Below are 24884 nucleotides of genomic sequence, written 5' to 3'. Positions count from 1 at the left end.
TCTGCCTGGCCTTTGGCAGATTTGGAGAATGGTATGGCAACAACGGACACGGCAAACGCACACGCGATCCAGGATCTGACACCGCGGCAGCGGGTCTTCGCGATCATCGGCGCGTCGTCGGGCAACCTGGTCGAATGGTTCGACTTTTATATCTACTCGTTTTGCGCGCTGTATTTCTCATCCGCGTTTTTCCCGAAAGATAATCCGACCACCCAGCTGCTGAACACGGCCGGTATCTTCGCCGCCGGTTTCCTGATGCGCCCGGTGGGCGGCTGGCTGTTCGGCCGCGTCGCCGACCGCTACGGCCGCCGCAACGCGATGATGATCTCGGTGCTGATGATGTGCGGCGGCTCGCTGCTCATCGCCGCGCTGCCGACTTACGCCACGATCGGCACGGCGGCGCCGGTGCTGCTGCTGGTGGCGCGCCTGTTCCAGGGCCTGTCGGTGGGCGGCGAATACGGCACCAGCGCCACCTACATGAGCGAAGTGGCGGAGCCGGGCCGCAAAGGCTTCTTTGCCTCCTTCCAGTACGTCACCCTGATCGGCGGCCAGCTGGCGGCGCTGCTGGTGCTGGGCATCCTGCAGCTGCTGCTGACGCACGACGAACTGGTGGCCTGGGGCTGGCGCATCCCCTTCGTGGTCGGCGCCGCCTCGGCCCTGGTCTCGCTCTACCTGCGCCGTTCGCTGCACGAAACCACCAGCGAATCGGAGCGCAAGAGCGAGCAGGCCGGCAGCGTGGCTTCGCTGCTCAAGCACCACGGGCGCGCCTTCGTCACCGTGCTCGGCTTCACGGCCGGCGGCTCGCTGATCTTCTACGCGTTCACGACCTATATGCAGAAGTACCTGGTCAACACGGTCGGCATGAGCGCCACCACCGCCAGCCGCGTGATGACCGTGTGCCTGCTGATTTACATGCTGATGCAGCCGGCCTTCGGCGCGCTGTCGGACCGCATCGGCCGCAAAACCTCGATGATCCTGTTCGGGCTTCTCGCCGCCATCTTCACCGTGCCCATCCTGAGCACGCTGCGCGGCGTCGGCAGCCCGCTGATGGCGGGCGTGCTGATCACCTGCGCGCTGGCGATCGTCAGCTTCTATACCTCGATCGGCGGCCTGATCAAGGCCGAGATGTTCCCGGTCGAAGTGCGTGCGCTGGGCGTCGGTCTGTCGTATGCGATCGCGAACGCGATCTTCGGCGGCTCCGCCGAATACGTGGCCCTCTGGTTCAAGCAGGCCGGCCACGAGCCCTACTTCTACTGGTACGTCAGCATCATGGCGGGCATCGCCTGCGTGGTGGCCTTCCTGATGCCGGACCCGACCAGGTCGGGCCACCTCAAGTAATCAGACCGGGGCGGCAAGTACCATGTCGATGTGCAGGATGCCGTCTTCGTCATAGGGTTCGGAGACGGTAACGAAGCCGAAGCTGTTATAAAAGGCTTCCAGGTGGGCCTGCGCGCCGATGCGGATCGCATGGCCCGGGTGCAGCTGCTGCGCCAGCGCGACGCCCTGCGCCACCAGCTCGCGGCCAAGGCCGCTGCCGCGCGCGGCCGGGCTGGTGACCACGCGGCCGATCGACATCTCTTCGTACTTCGCGCCCGGCGCCAGGCAGCGCAGGTGGGCCACCAGTTCCGCCTTGCCGTCGACTTCGCGCCAGCCGAGCAGGTGCTGGGCGCCCGGGTCGAGGCCGTCGATGTCCGGGTACAGGCAGGTCTGCTCCAGCACGAACACTTCCTGGCGCAGCGCCAGCATTGCGTACAGCTGCGCGACCGTCAGCGCATTAAATCCGTTCCATTGCCAGGTGATCATTTGTTTGTTTGCGTGAACAATTGTTTGTGATTCAGGCCGCCGTCTCGAAACCTTCGAGGACGTTGACCACGTTGATGCCGAGCTCAGGTCCCACTAGGCCACCTTCGAACACGAAGACGGTAGGCAGGCCCAAGTAGCCGATGCGCTCGCCGATGCGCAGGAAATCCGCGCTCGACAAACCGAAGCCGCCCACCCCCAGCGACACCACCAGCGCCTGCGGCGCGAACATCGACATCTTCAGGCAGGCCGACTCCAGCGCCGCGAACCATTGCGCCGTGCCGGCGTCCTGCGGCAGCGGCAGGTTCATGTTGTAGCCGAGGCCTTCACCGGCCCCGGTCTCGTCGGCGTGGCCGAGATAGTAGGGGAAGTCCTGGCGCGGGTCGGCGTGGACCGAGGCGAACAGCACGTCCTTGCGGTGATAGAAAATGCTTTGGGTGCCGTTGCCGTGGTGCTGGTCGAGGTCGAGGATGGCGACGCGCTGCAGGCCGTCGTCCAGCAGGTGCTGGGCCGCCAGCGCCGCATTGTTCAGGAAGCAGTGGCCGCCGAACCAATCGGCGCCGGCATGGTGGCCGGGCGGCCGGGTCAGCGCAAAGCTGCCATGCTCGCCCAGGCGCAATGCGTGGGCCGCGTTGACGGCGCAATCGGCGCCGGTCTTGGCCGCGACCCAGGTGCCGGCGGTCAGTGGGGTGCCGCTGTCCATCGAGTAGAGGCCGAGGCGGGCGCCGAAATCGTCGGGTTCGATGTCGTGGCGCATGCCGCGGATCGGCCAGGCCGAGGGCAGCGCATCGCGTTCAAGATTGCGCGGGTCGAGATTCAGCCACTCGCTCCAGGCCGAACGCAGGAAATGCAAGTAGCGCGGTGTGTGCACCCGCTCCAGCGACACCAGCGGTACGCCGTGCGGCGTGACGATCTGGCCCAGGCCGCGCCGGCTCAGCTCGGCAACGACGAGATCGGCCCGCTCGGGCTTTTCCGAACACGGGACGCGTTCGCCGCCGGACAGCGCGTGGCGCGGGGCGTGTTGGGCGTGGTGTTCGTTGTAAAAGGTGAGCAAGGTGGGAGCCCCGTGCGGTGGCGAGATCGTCGTACCCGCGAAGGCGGGTACCCAAGTTTGCACGCGTTTCGATAGCTCACGCAGAACTTGGATTCCCGCCTTCGCGGGAATGACGGCTAATCAGCAATTACCGCACAGTGTACTGCTGTTATACGCAGCAACAAAATCATCGAAGCTACCGGTGTCAAGCTGCTCGATCTGCCGCTGCTCGGCCAGCGACGCCTGCGCCATGTCGTCGAACACGCCGACTTCGGCCGGCATCAGCGCCTCGAGGCGGAAGGCTTGCGCGTGCAGTTCGCTCTGCTGCAGGCCGAATTTGGCAAACGAACCGAGTTCGCGCACTGCTTCCAGCACGCGCGCCGACGGGGTCAGGGACGCATCCAGCACCTTGGCCTTCTGCGCTTCCAGCGATTCCAGGTGGGCGCCATTGTAGTTGTGTTCCTTGTCCAGCAGCTCGGCCAGCGGGCGGATGCGTTCGATGAGTTCCAGCGCCCAGTCTTTCAGCGGGATCTCCTGATCGTCGCGCGTCAGCGTCAGCCCCGGGCGGCGGCCTTCCTTCACGGTGCGGGCGAAGTTGCGGGCGTGGATTTGTCCCTCCATCGCATTGATCTTCGGGCTTTCCTCAAGCGCGCAGAAGAGCAGGAAGGCGTCCAGGAAGCGGCCGGTTTCCAGCGCGATGCCGACCGGTTCGAAGGGGTCGACGTCCAGGCAGCGCACTTCGATGTACTGCACGCCGCGGTTGCACAGCGCCTGCACCGGGCGCTCGCCGGTGCGGATCACGCGCTTCGGACGGATCGTCGAATAGTATTCGTTCTCGATCTGCAGGATGTTGGTCGACAGCTGCACCCACTCGCCATCCTTCTTGGTGCCGATCTCTTCGTACGGCGGATATGGGCGGTTGACCGCGTCCATCAGCGAAGTGACATAGCTTTCCAGGCTGTTCTCGTGCGGGCGCAGGCCGGACTGGGCGTCGTTCTGGTAGCCCAGGTCGCTCATGCGCAGGCTGGTGGCGTACGGCAGGTACAAAGTGTCGTCGGACAGGGTTTCCAGCTGGTGCGAACGGCCGCGCAGGAAGCCATTGGCCAGCGCCGGCGAGGCGCCGAACAGATACATCAGCAGCCAGCTGTAGCGGCGGAAGTTGCGGATCATCGCGATGTAGCTCTCGGACTGGAAGTCGCGCAGCGCGTGGCGGCGCTCTTCCATGATGCCTTCGCTTTGCGCGATCAGGGTCCACAGCTGTTCCGGCAGCGAATAGTTGTAGTGGATGCCGGCGATGCATTGCATGGCCTTGCCGTAGCGCAGCGCCAGGCCGCGGCGGTAGACGTGCTTGAGCATGCCGATATTCGAGTCGCCGTACCAGGCGATCTCGATGTCTTCCTCGGAAGGCAGGTCGCAGGGCATCGACTGGCTCCACAGCATCTCATTGCCCAGCTTGCCGTAGGCGTAGCGGTGGACTGCGTCCAGGCGGTGCAGGGCCAGGGCGATGTCGTGTTCGGCCGGGGTGATGAATTCGAGCAGGGTTTCCGCGTAGTCGGTGGTGATCTGCGGATGGGTCAGGGCCGAGCCGAGCTGCACCGGATGGGGCGTGCGCGCCAGGTGACCCTGGCTGTCGACGCGCAAGGTCTCGCGCTCGATGCCGCGCAGGCCCTGCAACAGCAGGCCGCGGTGCGCATCGTCGTCCAGCAGGGCCAGGCGGCGTTCAAGTTGATTCGGCTTCGACACGGTGTTTCCTTTCTTGTACTGCAGATGAGGTGCAGAGATTAACCGAAAATAGCCAAGCGCGCCGGGTACCCCCCAATTCTGCAGTATGTGGTGTTTTTGTTACTGAAATATGTCGTCCGGGTCGCCGGGTTTGGCGCCTGGCGGGGTGGCCGGCGCTGCTGCGGCCGGGCTTGCCGGCACAGGCGCCGCGGCTGGCGCAGCCTCGGCCGGCGGCGTGCGCTGGGCGGCAATCCAGCGCCGCACCTGGCGCTCCAGCACCCCCAGCGGCAGGGCGCCGTTCTCGAGCACGGCGTCATGAAAGGCGCGGACGTCGAAGCGTTCGGCCAGCGCCGTTTGCGCCTCCGCGCGCAGCGAGGCGATGCGCAGCTGGCCCAGCTTGTAGCCCAGCGCCTCGCCCGGATGGACGATGTAGCGGTCGACCTCGACCTCGTTGTCCGCGGGCAGGTTCGCAGTGTTGGCGTTCAGGTAGTCGACGGCTTGCTGGCGGGTCCAGCCCATCGCATGGATGCCGGTGTCGGCCACCAGGCGCGCGGCGCGCAGCAGCTCGTCGGCCAGGTAGCCGAAGCGCGAGAACGGATCGCGCAGCAGGCCCAGTTCCGGTCCCAGGCTCTCCGCGTACAGGGCCCAGCCTTCGCCATAGGCCACATACCAGCCTTGTCTCCGGAAGGCCGGCAACGCGGCATTCGCCTGCGCGCGCGCCACCTGCAGGTGGTGGCCGGGCAGGCCTTCGTGCAGGGTCAGGGTTTCGATCTCCCACATCGGCCGCGTGTTCAGGCGCGAGGTGTTGATGACCAGCGCCGCCACCCGGTCCGGGCTGCCGGCTTCGTAATAGGCCGCGCCCTGGCCCTCGGCGCCGGCCGCCTGCACCGGCTTGACCGCCAGTTCGTCCTGCGGGATCGCATTGAACAGCAGCGGCAACTTGCTGGCTACGCGCCCGATCGTCCGGCGGTAGCGGTTCAGCAGCGCTTCCGGTTCCGTGTAGTAGAGGCGCGGGTCGCTGCGGGCAAAGGCGATGAATTGCGCCAGGTTGCCGCGGAAGCCCGTGCTCGGCACCAGCGCCGCGATCTCGGCGCGGATGCGCGCCACTTCCTTCAGTCCCAGCGCGTGGATCTCGGCCGGGGTCAGGTCGCTGGTGGTGGCGCTCTTGACGAGGTAGGCGTACCAGGCGGGGCCGCCGGGCAGGCTGGAGGCGGCGATCGTGGCTCTCGCCGCCGGCAGGTAGTCGGTGCGGATGAAGTCTTCGAGCTGCTGCAGGCTGGGCGCCAGGGCGGCGACCGCGGCCAGGCCCTCAAGCGCCAGTTTTTCGCGCGCGTCCTGGGGAATGGTGGCAGGCAGGCGGCGGAAGGGCTCGGACAGGGCGCCGTCGCCGAGGTGCTCGCGCAGCGCGCGCAACTGGTCCGGCAGCGCGGCCATCGCGGCTTTCGGCGCGGTCCAGCCGGTGCGCATCCCATAGCGCATCAGCTCGATCAAGCCTTCGACGTGGCGCGGCGCCGCGTTCAGGCGCGCGATATAGGTGCGGTAATCGTCTTCGTTCACGAAGGGCATCTGCGCAACCAGCTGCGGCAGGCGGATGTGGAAGCCGTCGCGCGCCGTGATCGGCTGCGGGTCGACCGGCGCAATGGCGATGCGCGCCAGGCTGCGTTCCTTGTCGGCGACGAACAGCTCGAGCGAGAGCAGATCCTGCCCGCTTAACTGGCTGCGGTCGAGCTGGCGCGCCAGGTCCAGCATGCGGCGCTCGTGCTCGACGGCTTTGGCGGCGCCGGCCGGCGAACTGTCCGACAACTGGGCGTCGTAGCGGTGATCGCCGACCGAGGTGGCGAATTCCGGCTGGTTCTTCAGGCGCCACTGCCAGTCGCGCTCGAACAGCGCATGCGCCTGTTCTTTCACATTGTCCGCCGCCGTGGCGCGCGGCGGCGCAAGCAGGCACAGGGTGGCGAGCAGGGATGCGGTGAACAGGGAAAGAGTCAGCCGGGCCGCGAACAGCCGGGGCGCGGACGGGCTAGGCATGCGTTCGCTCCGGAAAGTGGGCCTGCCATTGTAACAAATGGGGTTCTTGGCCAGCGCCGGGGTGGTTTATTTGCTGACCCGCCCGCCGCCGACCCGGCCGCCGCTGACGCGCTCGATCCCGGCCAGGTCGCGCCAGCTCTGCACCTCGGTATAGCCGGCCCCATCCAGCAGCGCGCGCACGGCGGCGGCCTGGTCGTAGCCGTGTTCCAACAGCAGCCAGCCGCCGGGGACCAGGTGGGCCGGGCTGCCGTCGACGATGGTTCTCAAGGCCGACAGGCCGTCAGCAAAGTCGGTCAGGGCGCCGGTGGGTTCGAAGCGCAGGTCGCCCTGCGATAAATGCGCGTCGCTGGCCGCGATGTAGGGCGGATTCGAGGCGATCACCTCAAACGTCTCGCCGGCGGCCAGGGCCTGGAACCAGTCGCTTTGCAGGAAGCGCACGCGGGCCCCGTTGCAGGCGGCGTTCTGGCGCGCGATGGCCAGCGCCGCTTCGCTCACGTCCAATGCGGTGACGGTAGCGTCCGGGCGGCTGTGGGCGACGGCGACGGCAATGGCGCCGCTGCCGGTGCCCATGTCGAGCAGGCGCCCTTGTGCCGGCAGGCGTTCGAGGGCGAGTTCCACGATCAGTTCCGTGTCGGGGCGCGGGATCAGCACCGCCTCGCTGACGGCGAAGTCGAGGCCGAAGAATTCGCGCTTGCCGACGATGTAGGCGATCGGCTCGCCGGCCAGGCGGCGCGTTATTAACTCGCTCAGCTGCGCGGCCTGGGCTTCGTCGAGCGGCTGCTCGGCGCGGGTGATCAACTGGACGCGGCTCAAACCCGTCGCGTGGCACAGCAGGATGCGGTTTTCCAGCGCATCGAGCGGCAGCGCGGCCTGGACCGCGGCAATCGTGGCGCCTGGCTGGATCATCATTGCGAAGCGCCTCAGCGTGCGCGGCGCACCAGCACCCAGACCAGCGCCAGGGTGAGGGTCACCAGCCAGACGGCCGACCACTGCGGCACGTTCAGGCCGAGCACCGTGTCCTGGGCCGCTTCGCACAGGCCGTCGGCGCGAAGCAGCCAGGGCAGCGCGGTCGCGGTCGGGATCTTGTTCAGGAAGGTCTCCATCGGGTCGATCCCGCAGGAGAAGCCCGGATGCGCCAGCACATACAGGTGCTTGCCGACCGCCACCAGCCCGCCCACAGCGGACAGCAGGGCCAGCACGCCGAAAGCCTTGATCTTGTTGGCGAAGGCGCCGATCAGGCTGAAGATTGCAATGCCCAGGAAAGCATAGCGCTGGAACACGCACAGCGGGCAGGGCAACATGTCCTTCACGTGCTGGAGATAGAGGGCGGCGCCAACCAGGGCCAGGCTGACGGCGGCGATCAGGAGCAGGGCGTTGCGGGACGTGGGCATGAATATTCCTGTGAAGACGAATCTTGCGATTTTCGCACGAACAAGCTTAATTAGAACTGAACCAAAATTCGGGGTCAGAGCACTTTTTTGAGCAATTTCCCAAAAAAGTGCTCTGACCCCGAATTATCGACTTCAGTCGCCCAGGGCTGCCAGCAGCTCGGCCTGGTGCTCGGCGGACAGGGCGCTGGTGAGTTCGTTCAGGTCGCCGTCCATGATCATGTCCAGTTTATACAGCGTCAGGTTGATGCGGTGGTCGGTCAGGCGGCCCTGCGGGAAGTTGTAGGTGCGGATGCGCTCGCTGCGGTCGCCCGAGCCGATCAGGCTTTTACGGGTGGCCGCTTCCTTGCTCTGCTGTTCGCGCAACTGCACGTCCTTGATGCGGGCGGCCAGCACCTTCATGGCCTGCGCCTTGTTCTTGTGCTGGCTGCGGTCGTCCTGGCACTCGACCACGATTCCGGTCGGCAGGTGGGTGATGCGCACCGCGGAGTCGGTTTTGTTGATGTGCTGGCCGCCGGCGCCCGAGGCGCGATAGGTGTCGATGCGCAGGTCGGCCGGGTTGATGTCGATGTCCTCGACTTCGTCCGCTTCCGGCATCACGGCCACCGTGCAGGCCGAGGTATGGATGCGGCCCTGGGTCTCGGTGGCCGGCACGCGCTGCACGCGGTGGCCGCCGGATTCGAATTTCAGCTTCGAATAGGCGCCGCTGCCGACCAGGCGCACGATCACTTCGCGGTAGCCGCCCAGGTCGGACGGCGATTCCGACACCATCTCGACCTGCCAGCGATTGCGTTCGGCGTAGCGCGTGTACATGCGCAGCAAATCGCCGGCGAACAGTGCCGATTCGTCGCCGCCGGTGCCGGCGCGGATCTCGAGGAAGATGTTGCGCTCGTCGTTCTCGTCCTTCGGCAGCAGCATTTTTTGCAGTTCCAGGTCGAGTTCGAGCAGGCGTCCTTTCGCCGCCTCGATTTCGTCCTGGGCGAATTCCTTCATCTCCGGATCCGCCAGCATCTCCTGCGCCGCGACAATGTCGCCCTGCGCCGTCTGGTACTGGTGATAGACGGCGACCAGCGGCCCGAGTTCGGCGTGCTCGCGGCTCATCTTGCGGAAGTTGTCCATGTTCGAAGTGGCGCCTTCAGTCGCCAGCAGTTCGTCCAGTTCGACGAGGCGGTTGGCCAGCTGGTCCAGCTTGAACAGCATGGATGGTTTCATAGTGGTATAAAACGGAAGAGGTGAACAGCCGCGCAGGCGGCACGGAATGCGGTCGCGACCGCAGGATAGCAGAAGCGGGGGCCGCTAACGGCGGCCGCGGAACAGCTGGGGCAGCAGGGCGGCCAGGCGCGCGCGTTCGTCGCCCTGGGCACGGTGCAGGGCCTGTTGCGGGCCGTGCAGGAATTTGGCGGTAAGACCTTTCGATAGCGCTTCCAGCACGGCGTCGGCGTCTTCGCCTTTCGCCAGCAGTTTTCTCGCGCGTTCGAGTTCGGCCAGGCGCAGGCTTTCGCTGGACTCGTGCAGGTCGCGGATCACCGGCACCACGGCGCGGTCGCCGATCCAGTGCATGAAGGATTGCACGCGGTTCTCGATGATGGCCTCGGCCTGGGCCACGGCCGCCTGCCGGTGTTCGACGCCGGTGCGCACCACGTCGGCCAGGTCGTCGACCGTGTACAGGAAGACGTCGTCGAGCTTGCCCACTTCCGGTTCGATGTCGCGCGGGACCGCCAGGTCGACCATGAACATCGGGCGGTGGCGGCGCGCCTTGACCGCGCGCTCGACCAGGCCTTTACCGATCAGCGGCAGCGTCGACGCGGTCGAGGAGATCACGATATCGTACTGCGGCAGCAGCTCGGGCAACTCGGCCAGGCGGATCGCGCGGCCGGAAAAGCGCGCGGCCAGGTTCTCGCCGCGTTCGAGCGTGCGGTTGGCGATCGTGATCGATTTCGGGTTGTGGGCGGCGAAGTGGGTGGCGCACAGCTCGATCATCTCGCCGGCGCCGATGAACAGCACGTTCTGGCTGCTCACGGAATCGAAGATGCGTTCCGACAGGCGCACCGCGGCGGCGGCCATCGACACGGAATGCGCGCCGATCTCGGTGGTGCTGCGCACTTCCTTGGCCACCGCGAAGCTGCGCTGGAACAGCTGGTGCAGGTAGGTGCCCAGGCCGCCGGCTTCGTCGGCGACCCGCACCGCATCCTTCATCTGGCCCAGGATCTGTGCTTCGCCCAGCACCATCGAATCGAGGCCGGAGGCGACGCGGAAGGCGTGGCGCACGGCGTCATGCTGGGGCAGCATGTACAGGTGCGGACGCAGTTCGGAAAAATTCAGCCGGTGGTAATCGGCCAGGAAGCGCGCGGAGGCGTCGAGCGGATCGGCGACGTCGCTGGCGGCGTACATCTCGGTGCGGTTGCAGGTCGAGAGCAGGGCGGCTTCGTGTTCGCCGCCGCTGCTCAGTTGCGGATCGAGACGGGAGAACCAGCTGCGCGCCGCCTGCACCGCCTGGCCCAGATGCTCGGGCGCCAGCGCCAGTTGCTCGCGCAGCGAGACCGGTGCGGTGGTGTGGTTCAGGCCGACGGCGAGCAGTTGCATGGGTGGTCAAAAAATGGGCAGCGCGCCCATTATACCCCGTTGCCGGGAGGGTTTCACGCCCCCAGTTTTTCCAGCCGGTAGCCGTAGCTGTATACGGGAACCAGGCGGAAACCGTTCTCCGGACGCAGGCGCAGCTTGTTGCGCACGCGCGAAACGTGGGTGTCCATGGTGCGCGACGGTACCGCGGTTTCACGCACCCAAATTGACTCGTGGATGTAGGCGCGCGACAGCGGACGGCCCAGGTTGCGGAAGAACAGCAGCGCCAGGTTGAATTCCTTGTGCGTGACGTCGATCGCTTCGCCGCCCATGGTCAGGCGGCCCGGGCGGGTTTCGAAGGTGTAGGGGCCGAATTGCAGCTGCTCGGCGCCGTTCTGCGACGGGTAAGCGCGGCGCAGCAGGGCTTGCACCCGCGCCACCAGCTCGCCGCGGCGCAGCGGCTTGACCAGGTAGTCGTCGGCGCCGGCGGTAACGCCGGACACGATATCGTCCTCGGAAGCGCTGCCGGCCAGGAAGATGGTCGGCGTGTTCGGCGCCATCTTTTCCTTGGCGCGGCGCAGCAGCTCGGCACCCGGCACGTCGTTGACCTGCCAGTCGAGCACCAGCAGGTCGGTGCTGTCCTTGCGCAGTTGCCCCAGCATTTCCTTGCCGCTGTCGAAGGCCTGGCATTGGTGCCCGGCTCCGGTCAGCACCTGGCAGATCAGCTCTGCCTGGGCGGTATCGTTATCCAGTACTGTGATTCTCATTTTGGTGCGTTTCCGGCAAGTGGGACTGTAACTTATGTTGCTGTAGGAGCACTCCTACAACTTATTTCCGAATATAGCAGACTTTTTAAAATCAAAGCTACATATGCTTCAGATAAATTTACATTTTCGTTGGGGAATAGCGTCACAGCCGTGACAACGCATCCACAGCAGGCGGGCTACACTGTCCTTACGAAAGCAAACCGGGGAAAGGCGATGCTCAAGAAAATCTTCAGAAAAAAGACACAGACCGGTACCGGGACGGTGGCCGTGCTGCCGCTCTCGAGCGACGACATCGGCCGGGTACGCGAGCGCTGCCGGGCGCTGGTGCGCAGGAAGGCGGCGATCTCGGCCGGCATCTCGGCGGTGCCGATCCCCGGCGTGGACATCGTGGCGGATCTCACCAGTTTCGCCTCCATGGTCGAGGCCATCAACAAGGACTTCGGACTCACACCCGCGCAGATCGAGGCGCTGCAGCCGCATATGCGGGTCGTGACTTACCAGGCGATGGCGGCGCTGGGCAGTACGCTGGTGGGCAAGCTGGTGACCAAGGAACTTGTGCTGAAACTGTTACAGAAGTCAGGGGCCAAGCTGGCGGCCAAGTCGGCCACCAAGATCGTCCCGCTGGCGGGGCAGATCGCCTCCGCGGCGATCGGGTTCGCGCTGTTCCGCCAGATGGGGTACCAGCACGTGGAAGCCTGCGCCAGGGTGGCGCAGGAGGTAGGACAAAAGACAGCGGCGCCGGCTTAAGCGTCCGGCAGGACCACGTTGACGTCGAGGACTTCCAGGTTGCCCTGGCGGTCGAGCGAGATCTTGATGTCGTCCGCGTTGACCTTGGTGTACTTCGAGATCACTTCGATCAGTTCGCGGTGCAGGGCCGGCAGGAAGTCCGGACCGCCCCGGCCGCCGCGTTCGCGGGCGATGATGATCTGCAGCCTTTCCTTGGCCGCACCCGCACTTTTCTGTTTCTGAGGAAACAGGAATGAAAGCAGAGGCATGTCACTTTGCTCCAAACAGGCGCTGCAGGAAGCCCGGCTTCTCGTAGCTGGTGTAGCGCAGCGGGATCTCTTCGCCGAGGAAGCGGCCGACCACGTCCTGGTAAGCCTGGGCGACGTCGGTGTCCTTGAAGTGGATCGCCGGGTTGCCCTGGTTCGAGGCGTGCAGTACGGCTTCCGATTCCGGAATGATGCCGATCAGCGGAATGCGCAGGATTTCCTGGACGTCCTCGTAGGACAGCATTTCGTCGTTTTCCACGCGGCGCGGCGAGTAACGGGTGATCAGCAGGTGTTCCTTGACCGGCTCGCCGCCGCTCTGGGCGCGGCGCGATTTCGCCTGCAGGATGCCGAGGATGCGGTCGGAGTCGCGTACCGACGAGACTTCCGGGTTGGTGACGATGACGGCTTCGTCGGCGAAGGTCAGGGCCATCAGCGCGCCATGCTCGATGCCGGCCGGCGAATCGCAGATGATGTAGTCGAAGCCCATCTGCACCAGATCGTTGAGCACGCGCTCGACGCCGTCTTCGGTCAGGGCGTCCTTGTCGCGGGTCTGCGAGGCCGGCAGGATGAACAGGTTTTCGCAATGCTTGTCCTTGATCAGGGCCTGCGTCAGCGTCGCTTCCTTGTTTACCACGTTGATCAGGTCGTACACCACGCGGCGTTCGCAACCCATGATCAGGTCGAGGTTACGCAGGCCGACGTCGAAGTCGATGACCGCGGTCTTGAACCCGCGCATTGCCAGGCCGGTCGAGAAGCTCGCGCTCGAAGTGGTCTTGCCCACACCGCCCTTGCCGGACGTTACAACGATAATTCTTGCCATGAAATATTTCAGTCCTATTCAGTATCTGGTCAGTGCCGGGTAGCTCAGGCGCGAGGCGCCGAACCCAGCGATGATATATCGATTCGGTCGCCAACCAAACGGATTTGTGCCGGCTGGCGCGACAGTTCTGTCGGGAAACCTTCGTCGAACGTCCGATAAACACCCGCGATCGACACCAGTTCAGGCTGCATCGCCAGCGCAAAGATGCGCGCATCCGCATTGCCGGAGGCGCCGGCCAGGGCGCGGCCGTGCAGCGGCGCATACACGTGGATGCTGCCGTCGGCGATGATCTCGGCGCCGTTGTTGACGACTGCCGTGATGATCAGGTCAGTGCCGCGTGCATAGATGCGCTGGCCGGCGCGCACCGGGGTATCGACGATCATGGCCTGGGCCGGCGCCGCCGGTAGCGGCGCGGGAGTGGGCGCAGGCGTCGGGGCGGGAGCCGGCGCAGCCGGGGCTTCCTCGCGCGCTGCCGGGATTGCGGCCCGCGTTTCAGGGGCACGCGCGTCGGCTGGCCGCACCCCGCTCGAGCCGTCGTCGAGGAACAGCCCATGGCTGCGGATCGTCTCGTGCACCGCCGCCGGGGCGCCGCGCACCGCGACCGCGTTCAGGCGGTAATTCTTCAGCAGCGCCACCAGCGCCGGCCAGTCGACTTGCACGGCATCGTCGGCGATGCCGGCGATGTCGATGACGGCGAATTCATCTTCGAAAAAGTCCGAAACCCCCCCGGTCATCTGCTTGAGTGCGGCATCGATCGCGATCGGATCGGCCGAATGCAGGATGGTCGAAATAGCCACGACCGTGGAAATCTTGATTTCGATGGGTAAGGAAGTCGGGCTCTTGGACATAAAACGTTCTGGTTGGCACTAGCCCGTGCATTCTACTGTGAAATTTCCTTGAAAGGTAAAGGGTTTCAGCCCTTTGGTTATAGGCGGCAACGGGTATTTCCATAGATAAAAAACTGAACAATAAGAGATGCTCAGCAATAATCTCCTAAGTAGTTTTCGCAGTTCTCTTCAATAAATAAACTGATAAGATTGATTTTGCTTAAACGTCTTACTAGGGATGCATCTAACATTGTTGGCTTTCTGCCCAACAGGCTTATTTTTCGGAGATTGATATGGAAGACGTCGTCATCGTGGCCGCCGGCCGCACCGCCATCGGCAAATTCGGCGGCACCCTCTCGAAGGTCCCTGCCACGGAACTGGGCGCGCAGGTGATCAAGCAGCTGATGGCCAGGACCGGCATCGATCCGGCCGCCGTCAGCGAAGTCATCATGGGCCAGGTGCTGACCGCCGGCGTCGGCCAGAACCCGGCGCGCCAGGCCGTGATCAAGGCCGGCCTGCCCGACAGCGTCCCCGCCTCCACCCTGAACGTGGTTTGCGGCAGCGGCCTGCGCGCGGTCCACCTGGCGGCCCAGGCCATCAAGTGCGGCGACGCCGAGATCGTCATCGCCGGCGGCCAGGAAAACATGAGCGCCTCGCCGCACGTGCTGAACGGTTCGCGCGACGGCTTCCGCATGGGCGACGTCAAGATGACCGACACCATGATCGTCGACGGCCTGTGGGACGTCTACAACCAGTACCACATGGGCGTGACCGCCGAGAACGTGGCCCGCAAGTTCGAGATTTCGCGCGCCGAGCAGGACGAATTCGCGCTGCAATCCCAGCTGAAGGCCGAAGCCGCCATGAAGGACGGCAAGTTCAAGGATGAGATCATCCCCATCGAAATCCCGTCCAAGAAGGGCCCGACCGTCTTCGATACCGACGAGTATCCGAAGCATGGCGCCACCCTGGAAGGCCTGGCCAGCCTGCGCCCAGCCTTCAACAAGGAAGGTTCGGTCACCGCCGGCAATGCCTCCGGCCTGAATGACGGCGCCGCCGCCGTGATCCTGATGTCGGCTTCGAAGGCCAAGGAACTGGGCCTGACCCCGATCGCCCGCATCAAGGCCTATTCGCTGTCGGGCCTGGACCCGACCATCATGGGCATGGGCCCGGTGCCGGCGGCGCGCGCCTGCCTGGAAAAGGCCGGCTGGACGCACGAAGACGTCGACCTGATGGAAATCAACGAAGCCTTCGCGGCCCAGGCCGTCGCCGTCAACAAGCAGATGGGCTGGGATACCTCCAAGATCAACGTCAACGGCGGCGCCATTGCACTGGGCCACCCGATCGGCGCGTCCGGCGCCCGCGTGCTGGTGACCTTATTGCACGAAATGGTGCGCCGCGATGCCAAGAAAGGCTTGGCCAGCCTGTGCATCGGCGGCGGCATGGGCGTCGCGCTGGCGGTCGAGCGCTGAGTCATCGGGGTTAAGGACGTTCAACGAGAACAAGCAGTTCTGACAGGTTCGTAAAAACTAGGAGAAGACAATGGCAAGAGTGGCATTAGTGACTGGCGGCATGGGCGGACTCGGTGAAGCAATCAGCATCAAGCTGCTGGCGCTCGGCTATACGGTCGTGACGACGTATTCTCCGGGCAGCAAGAAGGCCGAGGGCTGGCTCGCCGCCATGAAGGAACAGGGCTACGAATTCAAGGCCTACGAGTGCGACGTTGCCGACTACGATTCGGCCCAGGCCTGCGTGGCCAAGGTGACCCAGGAAGTGGGTCCGGTGGACGTGCTGGTGAACAATGCCGGTATCACGCGCGACATGACCTTCAAGAAGATGGACAAGGTCAACTGGGATGCGGTCATGAAGACCAACCTGGATTCCGTGTTCAACATGACCAAGCCGGTCTGCGATGGCATGGTCGAGCGCGGCTGGGGCCGGGTCATCAACATCTCGTCGGTCAACGGCTCGAAGGGCGCCTTCGGCCAAACCAACTACTCGGCGGCCAAGGCCGGCATCCACGGCTTCACCAAGGCGCTGGCGCTGGAAGTGGCGCGCAAGGGCGTGACCGTGAACACCATCTCGCCGGGCTATATCGGCACCAAGATGGTGACCGACATCCCGAGCGAAGTGCTGGAATCGAAGATCCTGCCGCAGATCCCGATGGGCCGCCTGGGCAAGCCGGAAGAAGTGGCCGGCCTGGTCGCCTACCTGTCCTCGGACGAGGCAGCCTTCGTGACCGGCGCCAACATCGCCATCAACGGCGGCCAGCACATGCAGTAAGCTGGGCCGTTTGCTGCTTTGAAACACCGCCTCCGGGCGGTGTTTTGCTATGTGAGAGGCTGTCATGTCCTTTGCCGCCAAACCCTATTTGCGCTCGGTTGCGATCGCGCCAGGCGCCGAGCCCGACCTCGACGAATATCCGTTCACGATTCCCGCCGTGCGCGAACTCGGCCTGCTGGAGCCGCATCCGGACGTGACTTTCTTCGTCGGCGAGAACGGCGCCGGCAAGTCGACCGTGCTGGAAGCCATCGCGGTGGAGCTGGGCATGCCGGCCGAGGGCGGCAACCGCAGCGTGCTGCGCGAGCAGCAGGCGGTGTCGCCGCTGCACGGTTACCTGAAACTCGTGAAAAGTTTCCGGCAGCCGAGCGCAAGCTATTTCCTGCGCGCGGAAAGTTTGTTCAACGTCTTCACCTATATGGATGAAGTCGGCGGCAGCGTCCGCAACGGGCGCGGGCTGCACCTGCGTTCGCATGGCGAAGCATTCATGGACCTGATGTCCAATTTTCGCGATGGCGGGCTCTACCTGCTGGACGAACCCGAAGCCGCACTATCGCCCAACCGCCAGCTGGCCGCCTTGTCCGTCATCGACCGTCTGGTCAAGGCCGGCTCCCAGTTCATCATCGCCACCCATTCGCCCATCCTGCTGGCCTATCAGCGCGCCAAAATCCTGCTGTTCGATGAAACAGGCATCAGCCATGTCGACTACGAGGACACCGAGCACTACGCGGTCACGCGCGACTTCCTGAACCATTATCCGCGCCGCCTGCAGCAGCTGCTGGAAGAAGAGTAGCCGCTGGGCTGCGCCATGCCTGCGGCCCCTTGTCGTATCCTCGGCCTCACAATGACGACAAGGACGAGGCGGCAAGCATGGCAATCGATACCAGGCAGGTCCAGGAAACCGTGATGCTCCCCGGTCCGCAGCGCTACGAATATTTCATTCAACGCGTGGCTGCAACGCGCACTGTCTGGAGCCTGTTCCGCAACGGCTGGGCGCTGGCGAAGAAGGAAGACGGCACCCTGGTGTTTCCGCTGTGGCCGGACAGCGAATTTGCGAAAATATGCGCGGATTACGAGTGGACCGGCTATGAGCCGCAGTCGTTTCCGCTGGACGAACTGGTCGGCGAGCTGCTGCCCCAGCTGGAGCAGGACGGCATCGCCACCGGCGTGTTCTATACCCCGGGCGCGCGCGACGTGATGCCGAGCGCCGGCTTGCTGCTGCGCGACCTGGACGATGAATTGAAGCGTTTGAGTAGTCAGAGGAACCCATGAATGCCTTGCCCCACGGCGGCCTTGCGCTGTCCAGTCTCGAAGAACAAGTATTGCAGCCCGGCGTCAAAGGCTTGCCGATCACGGCGCCGCTGCGCCAGGGCGCGATCGGCGTGCAGGGCTGGAAGCTGCTGCATGGCGACACCAGCTTTCCGGTCGCCGTCCTGAAAACCTCGGCGCTGCGCCACAACCTGGACTGGATGCGCGCCTTTTGCGAGCGCAACAAAGTCGAGCTGGCGCCGCACGGCAAGACCACCATGAGCCCGCAATTGTTCGGCGCCCAGCTCGCCAACGGCGCCTGGGGCATCACCCTGGCGAACGCCGTGCAGGTGCAGGTGGCGCACCGCTTCGGCGTGCGCCGCGTGCTGGTCGCGAACCAGCTGGTGGCGAGAAGCGACGTGCGCGCCGTGCTGCAGCTGCTGCACGACGATCCGGACTTCGAATGTTTCGTGCTGGCCGACTCGCTGGCCGGGGTGGCGCGACTCGCCGAGGAAGTCGCTCGGCATCCGCTTTCCCGGCCGCTGCCGGTGCTGGTCGAACTCGGCCTGTCCGGCAAGCGCGCCGGCTGCCGCACACCGGAGGAGGCGATGACGGTGGCGCGCGCGGTCGAAGGCGCCCCTGGCCTGCTGCTGGCCGGCTTCGAAGGCTACGAGGGTTTGTTGGACGACCCGCGCGCGGTCGAGGACTTCGTGCGTCAACTGTGCGCACTGGTGCTGGAAGCGGACGACGAGGGCCTGTTCGGCAGCCCCGAGATCCTGGTCACGGCCGGCGGTTCCGGTTTCTTCGACCTGGTGGCACGCGGCTTCCAGGGCTTGCACGGCTTGTCGCGGCCCCTGCGCCCGGTGCTGCGCAGCGGCTGCTACCTCACCAGCGACCATGGCATGTACCAGGTCCAGCTGCAGCGCCTCGACCAGCGCGAGGGCATCAAGCCCGGCGAGGGGCTGCGTCCGGCGCTGGAGATCTGGAGCGTGGTGCAGTCGCGCCCGGAACCGGGCCTGGCCATTCTCACCATGGGCAAGCGCGACGCTTCGCACGACGCCGGCCTGCCGGTGCCGCTGTGGACCCACCGTCCCGGCCCGGGCGCGCCGCATGCGCTGCCGGCCGCCTGCGAGATCGTCAAGATGAACGACCAGCACGCCTACCTGCGCCTGCCGGAGGGTGACCCCATCCGCGACAGCCTGGCGGTCGGCGACCTGGTCGGCTGCGGCATCTCGCATCCGTGCACGACCTTCGACCGCTGGCCCTTGTTGCTGGCGGTGGACGACGACTACCTGGTGCGTGGGGCATTGAACACCTTCTTCTGATGCTCGTTTGATACGGCCGGGCGGTGCGCTACAATCGGGCTGTCGCTCCATGAAAACCATGCCCATGCCCGCCATTCCACCGTCGCTGTTCCCGCCCATCCTGCCCAACCGTCACGGCATGCTGGCCGTCGACGGCCTCCACACGATCTATTGGGAAGAGGTGGGCAACCCGAACGGGATCCCGGTGATCTTCCTGCACGGCGGTCCCGGCGCCGGACTGTCGCCGCAGCACCGGCGCTTCTTCGACCCGGCGGTCTACCGCGTGATCCTGTTCGACCAGCGCGGCGCCGGCAAGTCGACCCCGCTGGGCGAGTGGCGCAACAACACGACCCAGCTGCTGATCGAGGACATCGAACGCCTGCGCGGCATGTTCGGCATCGAGCGCTGGCTGGTGTTCGGCGGCTCCTGGGGCTCGACCCTGGCGCTGGCCTACGGGCAGGCGCATCCGGAGCGCTGCCTCGGCTTCGTGCTGCGCGGGATCTTCCTGTGCACGCCGGCCGAGATCGAGTTCTTCCTGTACGGCGTGCAGTGGTTCTATCCCGAGCTGTACGACGAATTCATCGCCCCGATTCCGATCGAGGAGCGCGGCGACCTCTTGAAAGCCTATACGCGCCGCCTGCTGTGCGACGATCCGCAGCAGTACTGGCCGGCCGCGCGCGCCTGGAGCCGCTTCGAGGGCCGCCGCGTGTTCCTGCTGCCACAGGAAGAGGAGACCTCGTCCGACACCCTCGACCTGGGCGTCGGCCGGCTCGAGTCGCACTACATGGCGAACGGCGCCTTCCTCGAGGACGACCAGCTGATCCGCGACGTCGGGCGCATCGCCCACCTGCCGGCGGTGATCGTGCAGGGCCGCTACGACGTGATCTGCCCGCCGCTGTCGGCCTACCGCCTGCACCAGGCCTGGCCCGGCTCGCGCCTGCGCATGATTCCGGACGCCGGCCACGGCGCGCTGGAACATGGCATCGCACGCGCCCTGGTTGCCGCGACCGAGCAGTTCAAGCGTTTCGGCAAATTCGAATAAGAGCTCATGAACATCCAGACCAACGACATCGGCCACGTCATCCAGCTTGCCATCGCGCCCGTGTTCCTGCTCACCGGCGTGGCCACCAAGCTGACCGTGCTGATGAACCGCCTGGCGCGCATCATCGACCGCACCCGCGTGCTCAAGGACGAGCTGCGCAAGGCCCCGAACGAGGAATGCAGCGAGGAGCTGGACGTGCTCTACACGCGCTGGCAGCTGATCAACTATGCGCTGACCGCCAGCACCGCCTGCGGCTTCCTGATCTGCGTGATCATCGCCTTCCTGTTCCTCGACGACACGGCCAACCTGCCGCTCGATCGCTACATCGCCGGCATGTTCGTGCTGGCGATGGTGGCCCTGATCGCCAGTTTCATTTTCCTGCTGCGCGAGGTGTTTGTCTCCTTCCGCTACATGCGCATGCATCTGCATGACACCGCCCGTTAGAATCAACCGAAAGACCAGTTTATGCACGACTACCAACGTCCTCCCACCCTGCATCGCTATGGCATGCGCTCCGACCTGGAACAGGCGCTCAGCGCCGGCCAGTTCCGCCTGCTGCCGGCGAACGGCTTCCTGACCCTGTCCTTTTCGCAGGCCTGGGACAAGCAGCTGTTCACCGCGCTGGGCCCGGCCGACGCCTGCCTGGTCATCCACAACACCGAAGAATTCGGCGAGCGCCTGCACCGCGCGGTCCAGCGCACGCTGCCCAACTGGGCCGGCATCGACGGCCCGGTCGAATACGGCGTGCGCTCGCGCCTGGGCCTGGCCTTCAGCAAGAGCGAGGCCGAAGCCCGCGAAAAGGAATGGAAATTCGCCTGGCGCTCGATGTCGCCGCAGGCCAGTTTGAATCCGGTGACGGTAAGGATCGGCAGTATCGAACAGTTTGCGGAGTTGCGATCGCCGGAGAGCTATCCGGTTTGATGCTGGATATTTTAGAAACACGGGTCTAGGAAAACGCGGTTTAATCCGCTTATCCAGCACCGTCATTCCCGCGAAAGCGGGAATCCATACTGAGTTTCCGAAGTCGGCAATTCCGTAGTAACGTATCATCAACGACTTCGGTGTCTCCGTTTGGGTTCCCGCTTTCGCGGGAACGACGTTTAACTATGACCCGAATGAACGCACCCATCCCCACCACCGCCTACCCGCACCTGCTGTCTCCCCTCGACCTCGGCTTCACCACGCTGAAGAACCGCGTAATCATGGGCTCGATGCATACCGGGCTCGAAGACCGCTTTTACAACTACGGCAAGCTGGCGGCCTTCTACCGCGAGCGGGCGCGCGGCGGGGTCGGCCTGATCGTCACCGGCGGCATCTCGCCGAACCGCCAGGGCTGGCTGCTGCCTTTCGGCGGCACGCTCAATTTCATGGGCGACGTCCTGAACCACCGCCGCGTCACCCGCGCCGTGCACGAAGAGGGCGGCAAGATCCTGCTGCAGATCCTGCATGCGGGACGCTACGGCTACCAGCCGCTGGTGGTCTCAGCCTCGAACCAGAAGTCGCCGATCTCTCCGTTCCGCCCGCGCGCCTTGAGCGAAAGCGGGATCGAATCCACGATTAAAGATTACGTGCGCTGCGCGACGCTGGCGCAGCAGGCCGGCTACGACGGCGTCGAGGTAATGGGCAGTGAAGGTTATCTGCTGAACCAGTTCCTGTGCGCGCGCACCAACCGCCGCCAGGACCGCTGGGGCGGGGCGATCGAAAACCGCATGCGCCTGGCCGTAGAGGTGGTGCGCCGCATCCGCGAAGCCGTGGGCCGCGACTTCATCATCATGTACCGCCACTCGGTGCTCGACCTGGTCGAAGGCGGCAATACCTGGGACGAGATCGTGACGGTCGCCAAGGCCCTGGAAGCGGCCGGCGCGACCATCCTGAATACAGGCTACGGCTGGCACGAAGCCAGGATTCCGACCATCGTGACCTCGGTGCCGCGCGCGGCCTTTGCCGAAGTGGCGGGGCGGCTGCGCAAGGAAGTACGCATCCCTGTAGTGGCCTCGAACCGCATCAACATGCCGCACGATGCCGAGAATCTGCTGGCGCGCGGCGATGCCGACATGGTGTCGATGGCGCGGCCCTTCCTGGCGGACGCCGACTGGGTCGTCAAGGCGGCGTCAAACCGCAGCGACGAGATCAACACCTGCATCGCCTGCAACCAGGCCTGCCTCGACCACACCTTCTCGAACAAGCGCGCGACCTGCCTGGTGAATCCGCGCGCCTGCCACGAGACCGAGCTGGTGTTCCGCCCGGTGGTGCGCAAGCGCCGCGTCGCCGTGGTGGGGGCGGGGCCGGCCGGGCTGTCGGCGGCCACCGTCGCCGCCGAGCGCGGGCACGAGGTGACGCTGTTCGATGCACATGAGCGCATCGGCGGCCAGTTCAATGTGGCGATGCGCATCCCCGGCAAGGAAGAGTTCACGGAGACCATCCGCTACTTCGGGCGCAAGCTGGAATTGACGGGGGTGCAGCTGCGCCTGGGACAGCGCGTGACGCAGGAAGAGCTGATCGCGGCCGGCTACGACGACGTGATCGTGGCCACCGGCGTCACGGTGCGCATGCCGCGCATCGAGGGCATCGACCATCCGAAGGTGCTGTCCTACCTGGACGTGCTGCGCGGCGGGGCGGCGGTCGGCAAGCGCGTGGCGATCATCGGCGCGGGCGGCATCGGCTTCGACACGGCGGAATTCCTGCTGCACGATCCGGCGGAGGCGCTGCCGGTGCCGGTCGCAAAATGGATGGGCGAATGGGGCGTCGATCCGGCCGTGCGCAATGCCGGCGGCCTGATCAAGGCGCACAAACCGGCGCCGCTGCGCAGCATCTGGCTCCTGCAGCGCAAGACCACGCGTCCCGGCGCGGGTCTCGGTAAAACCTCGGGTTGGGTGCACCGCGCTACCCTGGTGCGCAACGGCGTGACGATGCTGGCGGGCGTGCAGTACGACCGCATCGACGACGCCGGGCTGCACATCACGGTGGGCGGCGAGCAAAAGCTGCTGGAAGTGGACAACGTAATCGTCTGCGCGGGGCAGGAGAGCCTGGCGGCGCTGATGCCTTCGGATGAGCCGAAGGCTGGGCCGCGTTTCCACAAGATCGGCGGGGCCGCGCTGGCGGCCGAGCTGGATGCGAAGCGTGCGATCCGGGAAGGGGCGGAGCTGGCGGCGCGCCTGTAAAAAAATGGCCGGGTGCCTACCGCCACCCGGCCGCCATTACCAGGGAATCGGGCCTCAGTCCTGCCCGGCCCCGCTGCTGCGTTTCTTGGTTTTCCTGCTCGAATGATCCGATGCCGGCTGCGCAGTCTGGGTGGATTGCGAGCCCGAGGCCTGCTTCTGTTCCATGCCGCCATAGCCCGACTGGCGCGAGGCGTTCAGGCGGTCTTCCTCGCCGCGCGCCTGCATGCGCTGGGCGCTCTGGCGGGCGCTCCAGCCGGCCTGCTGGGCGGCACCGCCGCCGCGCTGGCTGCCGACGTTCTGGTCACCCATGCCGTTGCCCTGCAGCGAACCGCGGGAGCGCAACGCAGCACCTTGCTGTTCAATATTTGCCGACTGCACGTTGGCACTGCCCGGCGCCACCCAGCCCGGCGCCCGCGGCTGCTGGCTGCCGCTCGCGACGGTGACGGTTTTTTCCTTGGCGATGCCGCGTGCGCGGACGCTATCAGGTCCTTTTTGCTTCGTCATTTTGATCCTCCTCAGGTGCTGCGCATGTTGATGCGCTGACTGGGAGATGATGCGCGCGGGGAAGGCCGTATTCCAGAGGAATCGGGAGCGCACCTTTGTAGGACTGGAACTACCAACACTCTTCAGTGGGTGAAGAGTGTTGGTTAATGCTGAGCTTGATGATGCAGCACGAACTTGGACCCCCGCCTGCGCGGGGGTGACGGTCCTTACTCGCCGGGGCGACGGCGTTATTTTTTTCTCACCACCACACAGCCGATCGAATACCCGGCGCCGAACGAGCAGATCACGCCCTGGGCGCCGCTCGGCAGGTCGTCCTGGTAGCTGTGGAAGGCGATGATCGAGCCGGCCGAGGAAGTGTTGGCATAGGTGTCGAGGATCACCGGCGCTTCGCCGGCTTCGGCGTCGCGGCCCAGCAAGGTGCGGGTGATCAGCTGGTTCATGCTCAGGTTGGCCTGGTGCAGCCAGAAGCGGGAGATGTCCTCAACCTTCAGGCCGGCGCCTTCGACCGTGGTGCGGATGGTCTCGGCCGCCATCGGGCAAACCTCTTTAAAAACCTTGCGCCCCTGCTGGCGGAACAGCTTGTCCGCTTTGCCGACGCCGTCTTCGTCGAAGCGGTTCATGAAGCCGAAGTTGTTGCGGATATTGTTCGAGAATTTGGTCTTCAGCTTCGAATCGAGGATCTCGAACTGGTGCTCGCCGACGGCGGTCTCAAGCGCTTCGATGACCATTGCGGTGCAGGCGTCGCCGAAGATGAAGTGGCTGTCGCGGTCGCGGAAGTTCAGGTGGGCGCTGGTGATTTCCGGATTCAGCACCAGGACGGCGCGCGCCTGGCCGGTCTGCACGGCGCCGGCCGCGGTCTGGATCGCGAAGGTGGCCGACGAGCAGGCCACGTTCATGTCGAAGCCGAAGCCTTCGATGCCCAGCGCATCCTGGACCTCGACCGCCATGGCCGGGTAGGCGCGCTGCATGTTGCTGGCGGCGACCAGCACCATGTCGATGTCGGCCGGGGTGCGGCCGGCGCGGGCCAGGGCCTGGCGCGCGGCGGCGACGCAGATCTCGGCCTGCAGCGACAGTTCCTCGTCGGCGCGCTCCTTGATGCGCGGGGTCATGTGCTTCGGATCGAGGATGCCGGCCTTTTCCATCACGTAGCGCGACTTGATGCCCGAGGCTTTCTCGATGAAGCCGCTGCTGGACGGTTCCAGCGCGGTGACTTCGCCGGCCGCGATCTTTTGCGCGTTTTCGGCGTTGAACAGTTCGACGTAGGCGTTGAAGGCCGTCACCAGCTCATCGTTGGAGATCGAATTCGGTGGCGTAAACAGGCCGGTGCCGCTGATGACGACAGGTTTCATGGTTGGCTTTCAAAGGTGATAACGGGAAGAAACTCCCTGCGAATCTGCCGATTCTACACAATC

At 65.3% G+C, this 24884-nt stretch carries 25 protein-coding genes; 11 read left to right on the top strand and 14 right to left on the bottom strand.

Annotated features, from left to right (window positions below; genetic code table 11):
- Positions 1–33 precede the first annotated feature (33 nt).
- Entirely contained in the window at positions 34–1338 is a 1305-nt protein-coding gene (locus LQV39_RS11090; RefSeq protein WP_230025354.1) for an MFS family transporter, read from the top strand.
- Here the strand turns inward: LQV39_RS11090 and LQV39_RS11085 are convergent, their stop codons facing one another.
- The 9 genes from LQV39_RS11085 to LQV39_RS11045 form a co-directional block, all read right to left on the bottom strand.
- Positions 1339–1803, bottom strand: a complete 465-nt coding sequence (locus LQV39_RS11085; RefSeq protein WP_230025348.1) for a GNAT family N-acetyltransferase — start codon at positions 1801–1803, stop codon at positions 1339–1341. It lies immediately after the preceding gene.
- A 31-nt stretch (positions 1804–1834) separates the two neighbouring features.
- Entirely contained in the window at positions 1835–2854 is a 1020-nt protein-coding gene (locus LQV39_RS11080; protein WP_230025340.1) for a histone deacetylase family protein, read from the bottom strand.
- 120 nt (positions 2855–2974) lie between these two features.
- Complete coding sequence (gshA, locus tag LQV39_RS11075) at positions 2975–4576, bottom strand: glutamate--cysteine ligase (protein WP_230025332.1); 1602 nt, start codon at positions 4574–4576, stop codon at positions 2975–2977.
- Between the two features lie 99 nt (positions 4577–4675).
- Positions 4676–6583, bottom strand: a complete 1908-nt coding sequence (locus tag LQV39_RS11070) for a DUF885 family protein (RefSeq protein ID WP_230025325.1) — start codon at positions 6581–6583, stop codon at positions 4676–4678.
- A gap of 66 nt (positions 6584–6649) precedes the next feature.
- The gene (gene prmC, locus LQV39_RS11065; RefSeq protein ID WP_230025612.1) at positions 6650–7489 is read right to left on the bottom strand and encodes a peptide chain release factor N(5)-glutamine methyltransferase; all 840 of its coding nucleotides are present in this window, start codon (positions 7487–7489) and stop codon (positions 6650–6652) included.
- Positions 7490–7503: 14 nt separating this feature from the next.
- The gene (locus LQV39_RS11060; RefSeq protein WP_230025322.1) at positions 7504–7974 is read right to left on the bottom strand and encodes a disulfide bond formation protein B; all 471 of its coding nucleotides are present in this window, start codon (positions 7972–7974) and stop codon (positions 7504–7506) included.
- A 132-nt stretch (positions 7975–8106) separates the two neighbouring features.
- Complete coding sequence (gene prfA / locus LQV39_RS11055; protein ID WP_230025320.1) at positions 8107–9183, bottom strand: peptide chain release factor 1; 1077 nt, start codon at positions 9181–9183, stop codon at positions 8107–8109.
- Positions 9184–9267: 84 nt separating this feature from the next.
- A complete protein-coding gene (gene hemA / locus LQV39_RS11050) occupies positions 9268–10554 on the bottom strand; it encodes a glutamyl-tRNA reductase (RefSeq protein WP_230025318.1) in 1287 nt (428 codons plus the stop codon).
- Between the two features lie 53 nt (positions 10555–10607).
- Positions 10608–11297, bottom strand: coding sequence for a response regulator transcription factor (locus LQV39_RS11045; protein WP_230025316.1), 690 nt, complete (start codon positions 11295–11297; stop codon positions 10608–10610).
- Between the two features lie 213 nt (positions 11298–11510).
- Between LQV39_RS11045 and LQV39_RS11040 the strand changes: the two genes are divergently transcribed.
- The gene (locus LQV39_RS11040) at positions 11511–12044 is read left to right on the top strand and encodes a hypothetical protein (RefSeq protein WP_230025314.1); all 534 of its coding nucleotides are present in this window, start codon (positions 11511–11513) and stop codon (positions 12042–12044) included.
- Here the strand turns inward: LQV39_RS11040 and minE are convergent.
- From minE to minC, 3 genes are read right to left on the bottom strand one after another with little or no spacing between them, the layout of a single operon-like run.
- Entirely contained in the window at positions 12041–12292 is a 252-nt protein-coding gene (minE, locus tag LQV39_RS11035; RefSeq protein ID WP_230025312.1) for a cell division topological specificity factor MinE, read from the bottom strand. The genes LQV39_RS11040 and minE overlap by 4 nt on opposite strands.
- Position 12293: 1 nt before the next feature.
- The gene (minD, locus tag LQV39_RS11030) at positions 12294–13109 is read right to left on the bottom strand and encodes a septum site-determining protein MinD (RefSeq protein ID WP_230025310.1); all 816 of its coding nucleotides are present in this window, start codon (positions 13107–13109) and stop codon (positions 12294–12296) included.
- A 44-nt stretch (positions 13110–13153) separates the two neighbouring features.
- Positions 13154–13957 carry a septum site-determining protein MinC gene (gene minC / locus LQV39_RS11025; RefSeq protein WP_230025308.1) on the bottom strand — a complete coding sequence of 268 codons (804 nt, stop codon included), beginning with the start codon at positions 13955–13957 and terminating at the stop codon, positions 13154–13156.
- Between the two features lie 272 nt (positions 13958–14229).
- Here minC and LQV39_RS11020 point away from each other — a divergent pair, with 272 nt between their 5' ends.
- The 9 genes from LQV39_RS11020 (at position 14230) to LQV39_RS10980 (ending at position 22968) form a co-directional block, all read left to right on the top strand.
- Positions 14230–15405, top strand: a complete 1176-nt coding sequence (locus LQV39_RS11020) for an acetyl-CoA C-acetyltransferase (protein ID WP_230025306.1) — start codon at positions 14230–14232, stop codon at positions 15403–15405.
- Positions 15406–15475: 70 nt separating this feature from the next.
- Positions 15476–16216 (top strand): acetoacetyl-CoA reductase, encoded by a 741-nt coding sequence (gene phbB, locus LQV39_RS11015; RefSeq protein WP_230025304.1) that lies wholly within the window; start codon positions 15476–15478, stop codon positions 16214–16216.
- Positions 16217–16280: 64 nt separating this feature from the next.
- Positions 16281–17006: an AAA family ATPase gene (locus tag LQV39_RS11010; protein ID WP_230025302.1), complete on the top strand. Its 726-nt coding sequence runs from the start codon at positions 16281–16283 to the stop codon at positions 17004–17006.
- 77 nt (positions 17007–17083) lie between these two features.
- Positions 17084–17485: a DUF2750 domain-containing protein gene (locus tag LQV39_RS11005; RefSeq protein ID WP_230025300.1), complete on the top strand. Its 402-nt coding sequence runs from the start codon at positions 17084–17086 to the stop codon at positions 17483–17485.
- On the top strand, positions 17482–18786 hold the full coding sequence (locus tag LQV39_RS11000) for an amino acid deaminase (protein ID WP_230025298.1): 1305 nt from the start codon (positions 17482–17484) through the stop codon (positions 18784–18786). Before LQV39_RS11005 ends, LQV39_RS11000 begins: the two co-directional genes overlap by 4 nt.
- A 64-nt stretch (positions 18787–18850) precedes the next feature.
- A complete protein-coding gene (pip, locus tag LQV39_RS10995) occupies positions 18851–19807 on the top strand; it encodes a prolyl aminopeptidase (protein ID WP_230025296.1) in 957 nt (318 codons plus the stop codon).
- Positions 19808–19813: 6 nt separating this feature from the next.
- Positions 19814–20251, top strand: coding sequence for a DUF2721 domain-containing protein (locus tag LQV39_RS10990; RefSeq protein ID WP_230025294.1), 438 nt, complete (start codon positions 19814–19816; stop codon positions 20249–20251).
- Between the two features lie 21 nt (positions 20252–20272).
- Positions 20273–20728 carry a hypothetical protein gene (locus LQV39_RS10985; protein WP_230025292.1) on the top strand — a complete coding sequence of 152 codons (456 nt, stop codon included), beginning with the start codon at positions 20273–20275 and terminating at the stop codon, positions 20726–20728.
- 194 nt (positions 20729–20922) lie between these two features.
- Complete coding sequence (locus tag LQV39_RS10980; RefSeq protein WP_230025290.1) at positions 20923–22968, top strand: NADPH-dependent 2,4-dienoyl-CoA reductase; 2046 nt, start codon at positions 20923–20925, stop codon at positions 22966–22968.
- A gap of 54 nt (positions 22969–23022) precedes the next feature.
- Here the strand turns inward: LQV39_RS10980 and LQV39_RS10975 are convergent, their stop codons facing one another.
- Entirely contained in the window at positions 23023–23472 is a 450-nt protein-coding gene (locus LQV39_RS10975; protein ID WP_230025288.1) for a hypothetical protein, read from the bottom strand.
- A 227-nt stretch (positions 23473–23699) separates the two neighbouring features.
- Positions 23700–24821 (bottom strand): beta-ketoacyl-ACP synthase III, encoded by a 1122-nt coding sequence (locus LQV39_RS10970; RefSeq protein ID WP_230025286.1) that lies wholly within the window; start codon positions 24819–24821, stop codon positions 23700–23702.
- Positions 24822–24884: the final 63 nt, after the last annotated feature.

The sequence above is a fragment of the Massilia sp. Bi118 genome (genome assembly GCF_918697865.1).
In the GTDB taxonomy this organism is placed as follows: Bacteria; Pseudomonadota; Gammaproteobacteria; order Burkholderiales; family Burkholderiaceae_D; genus Telluria.
The sequence above is the reverse complement of the archived record's forward strand: the minus strand, read 5'-3'. Positions and strand labels throughout refer to the sequence as shown.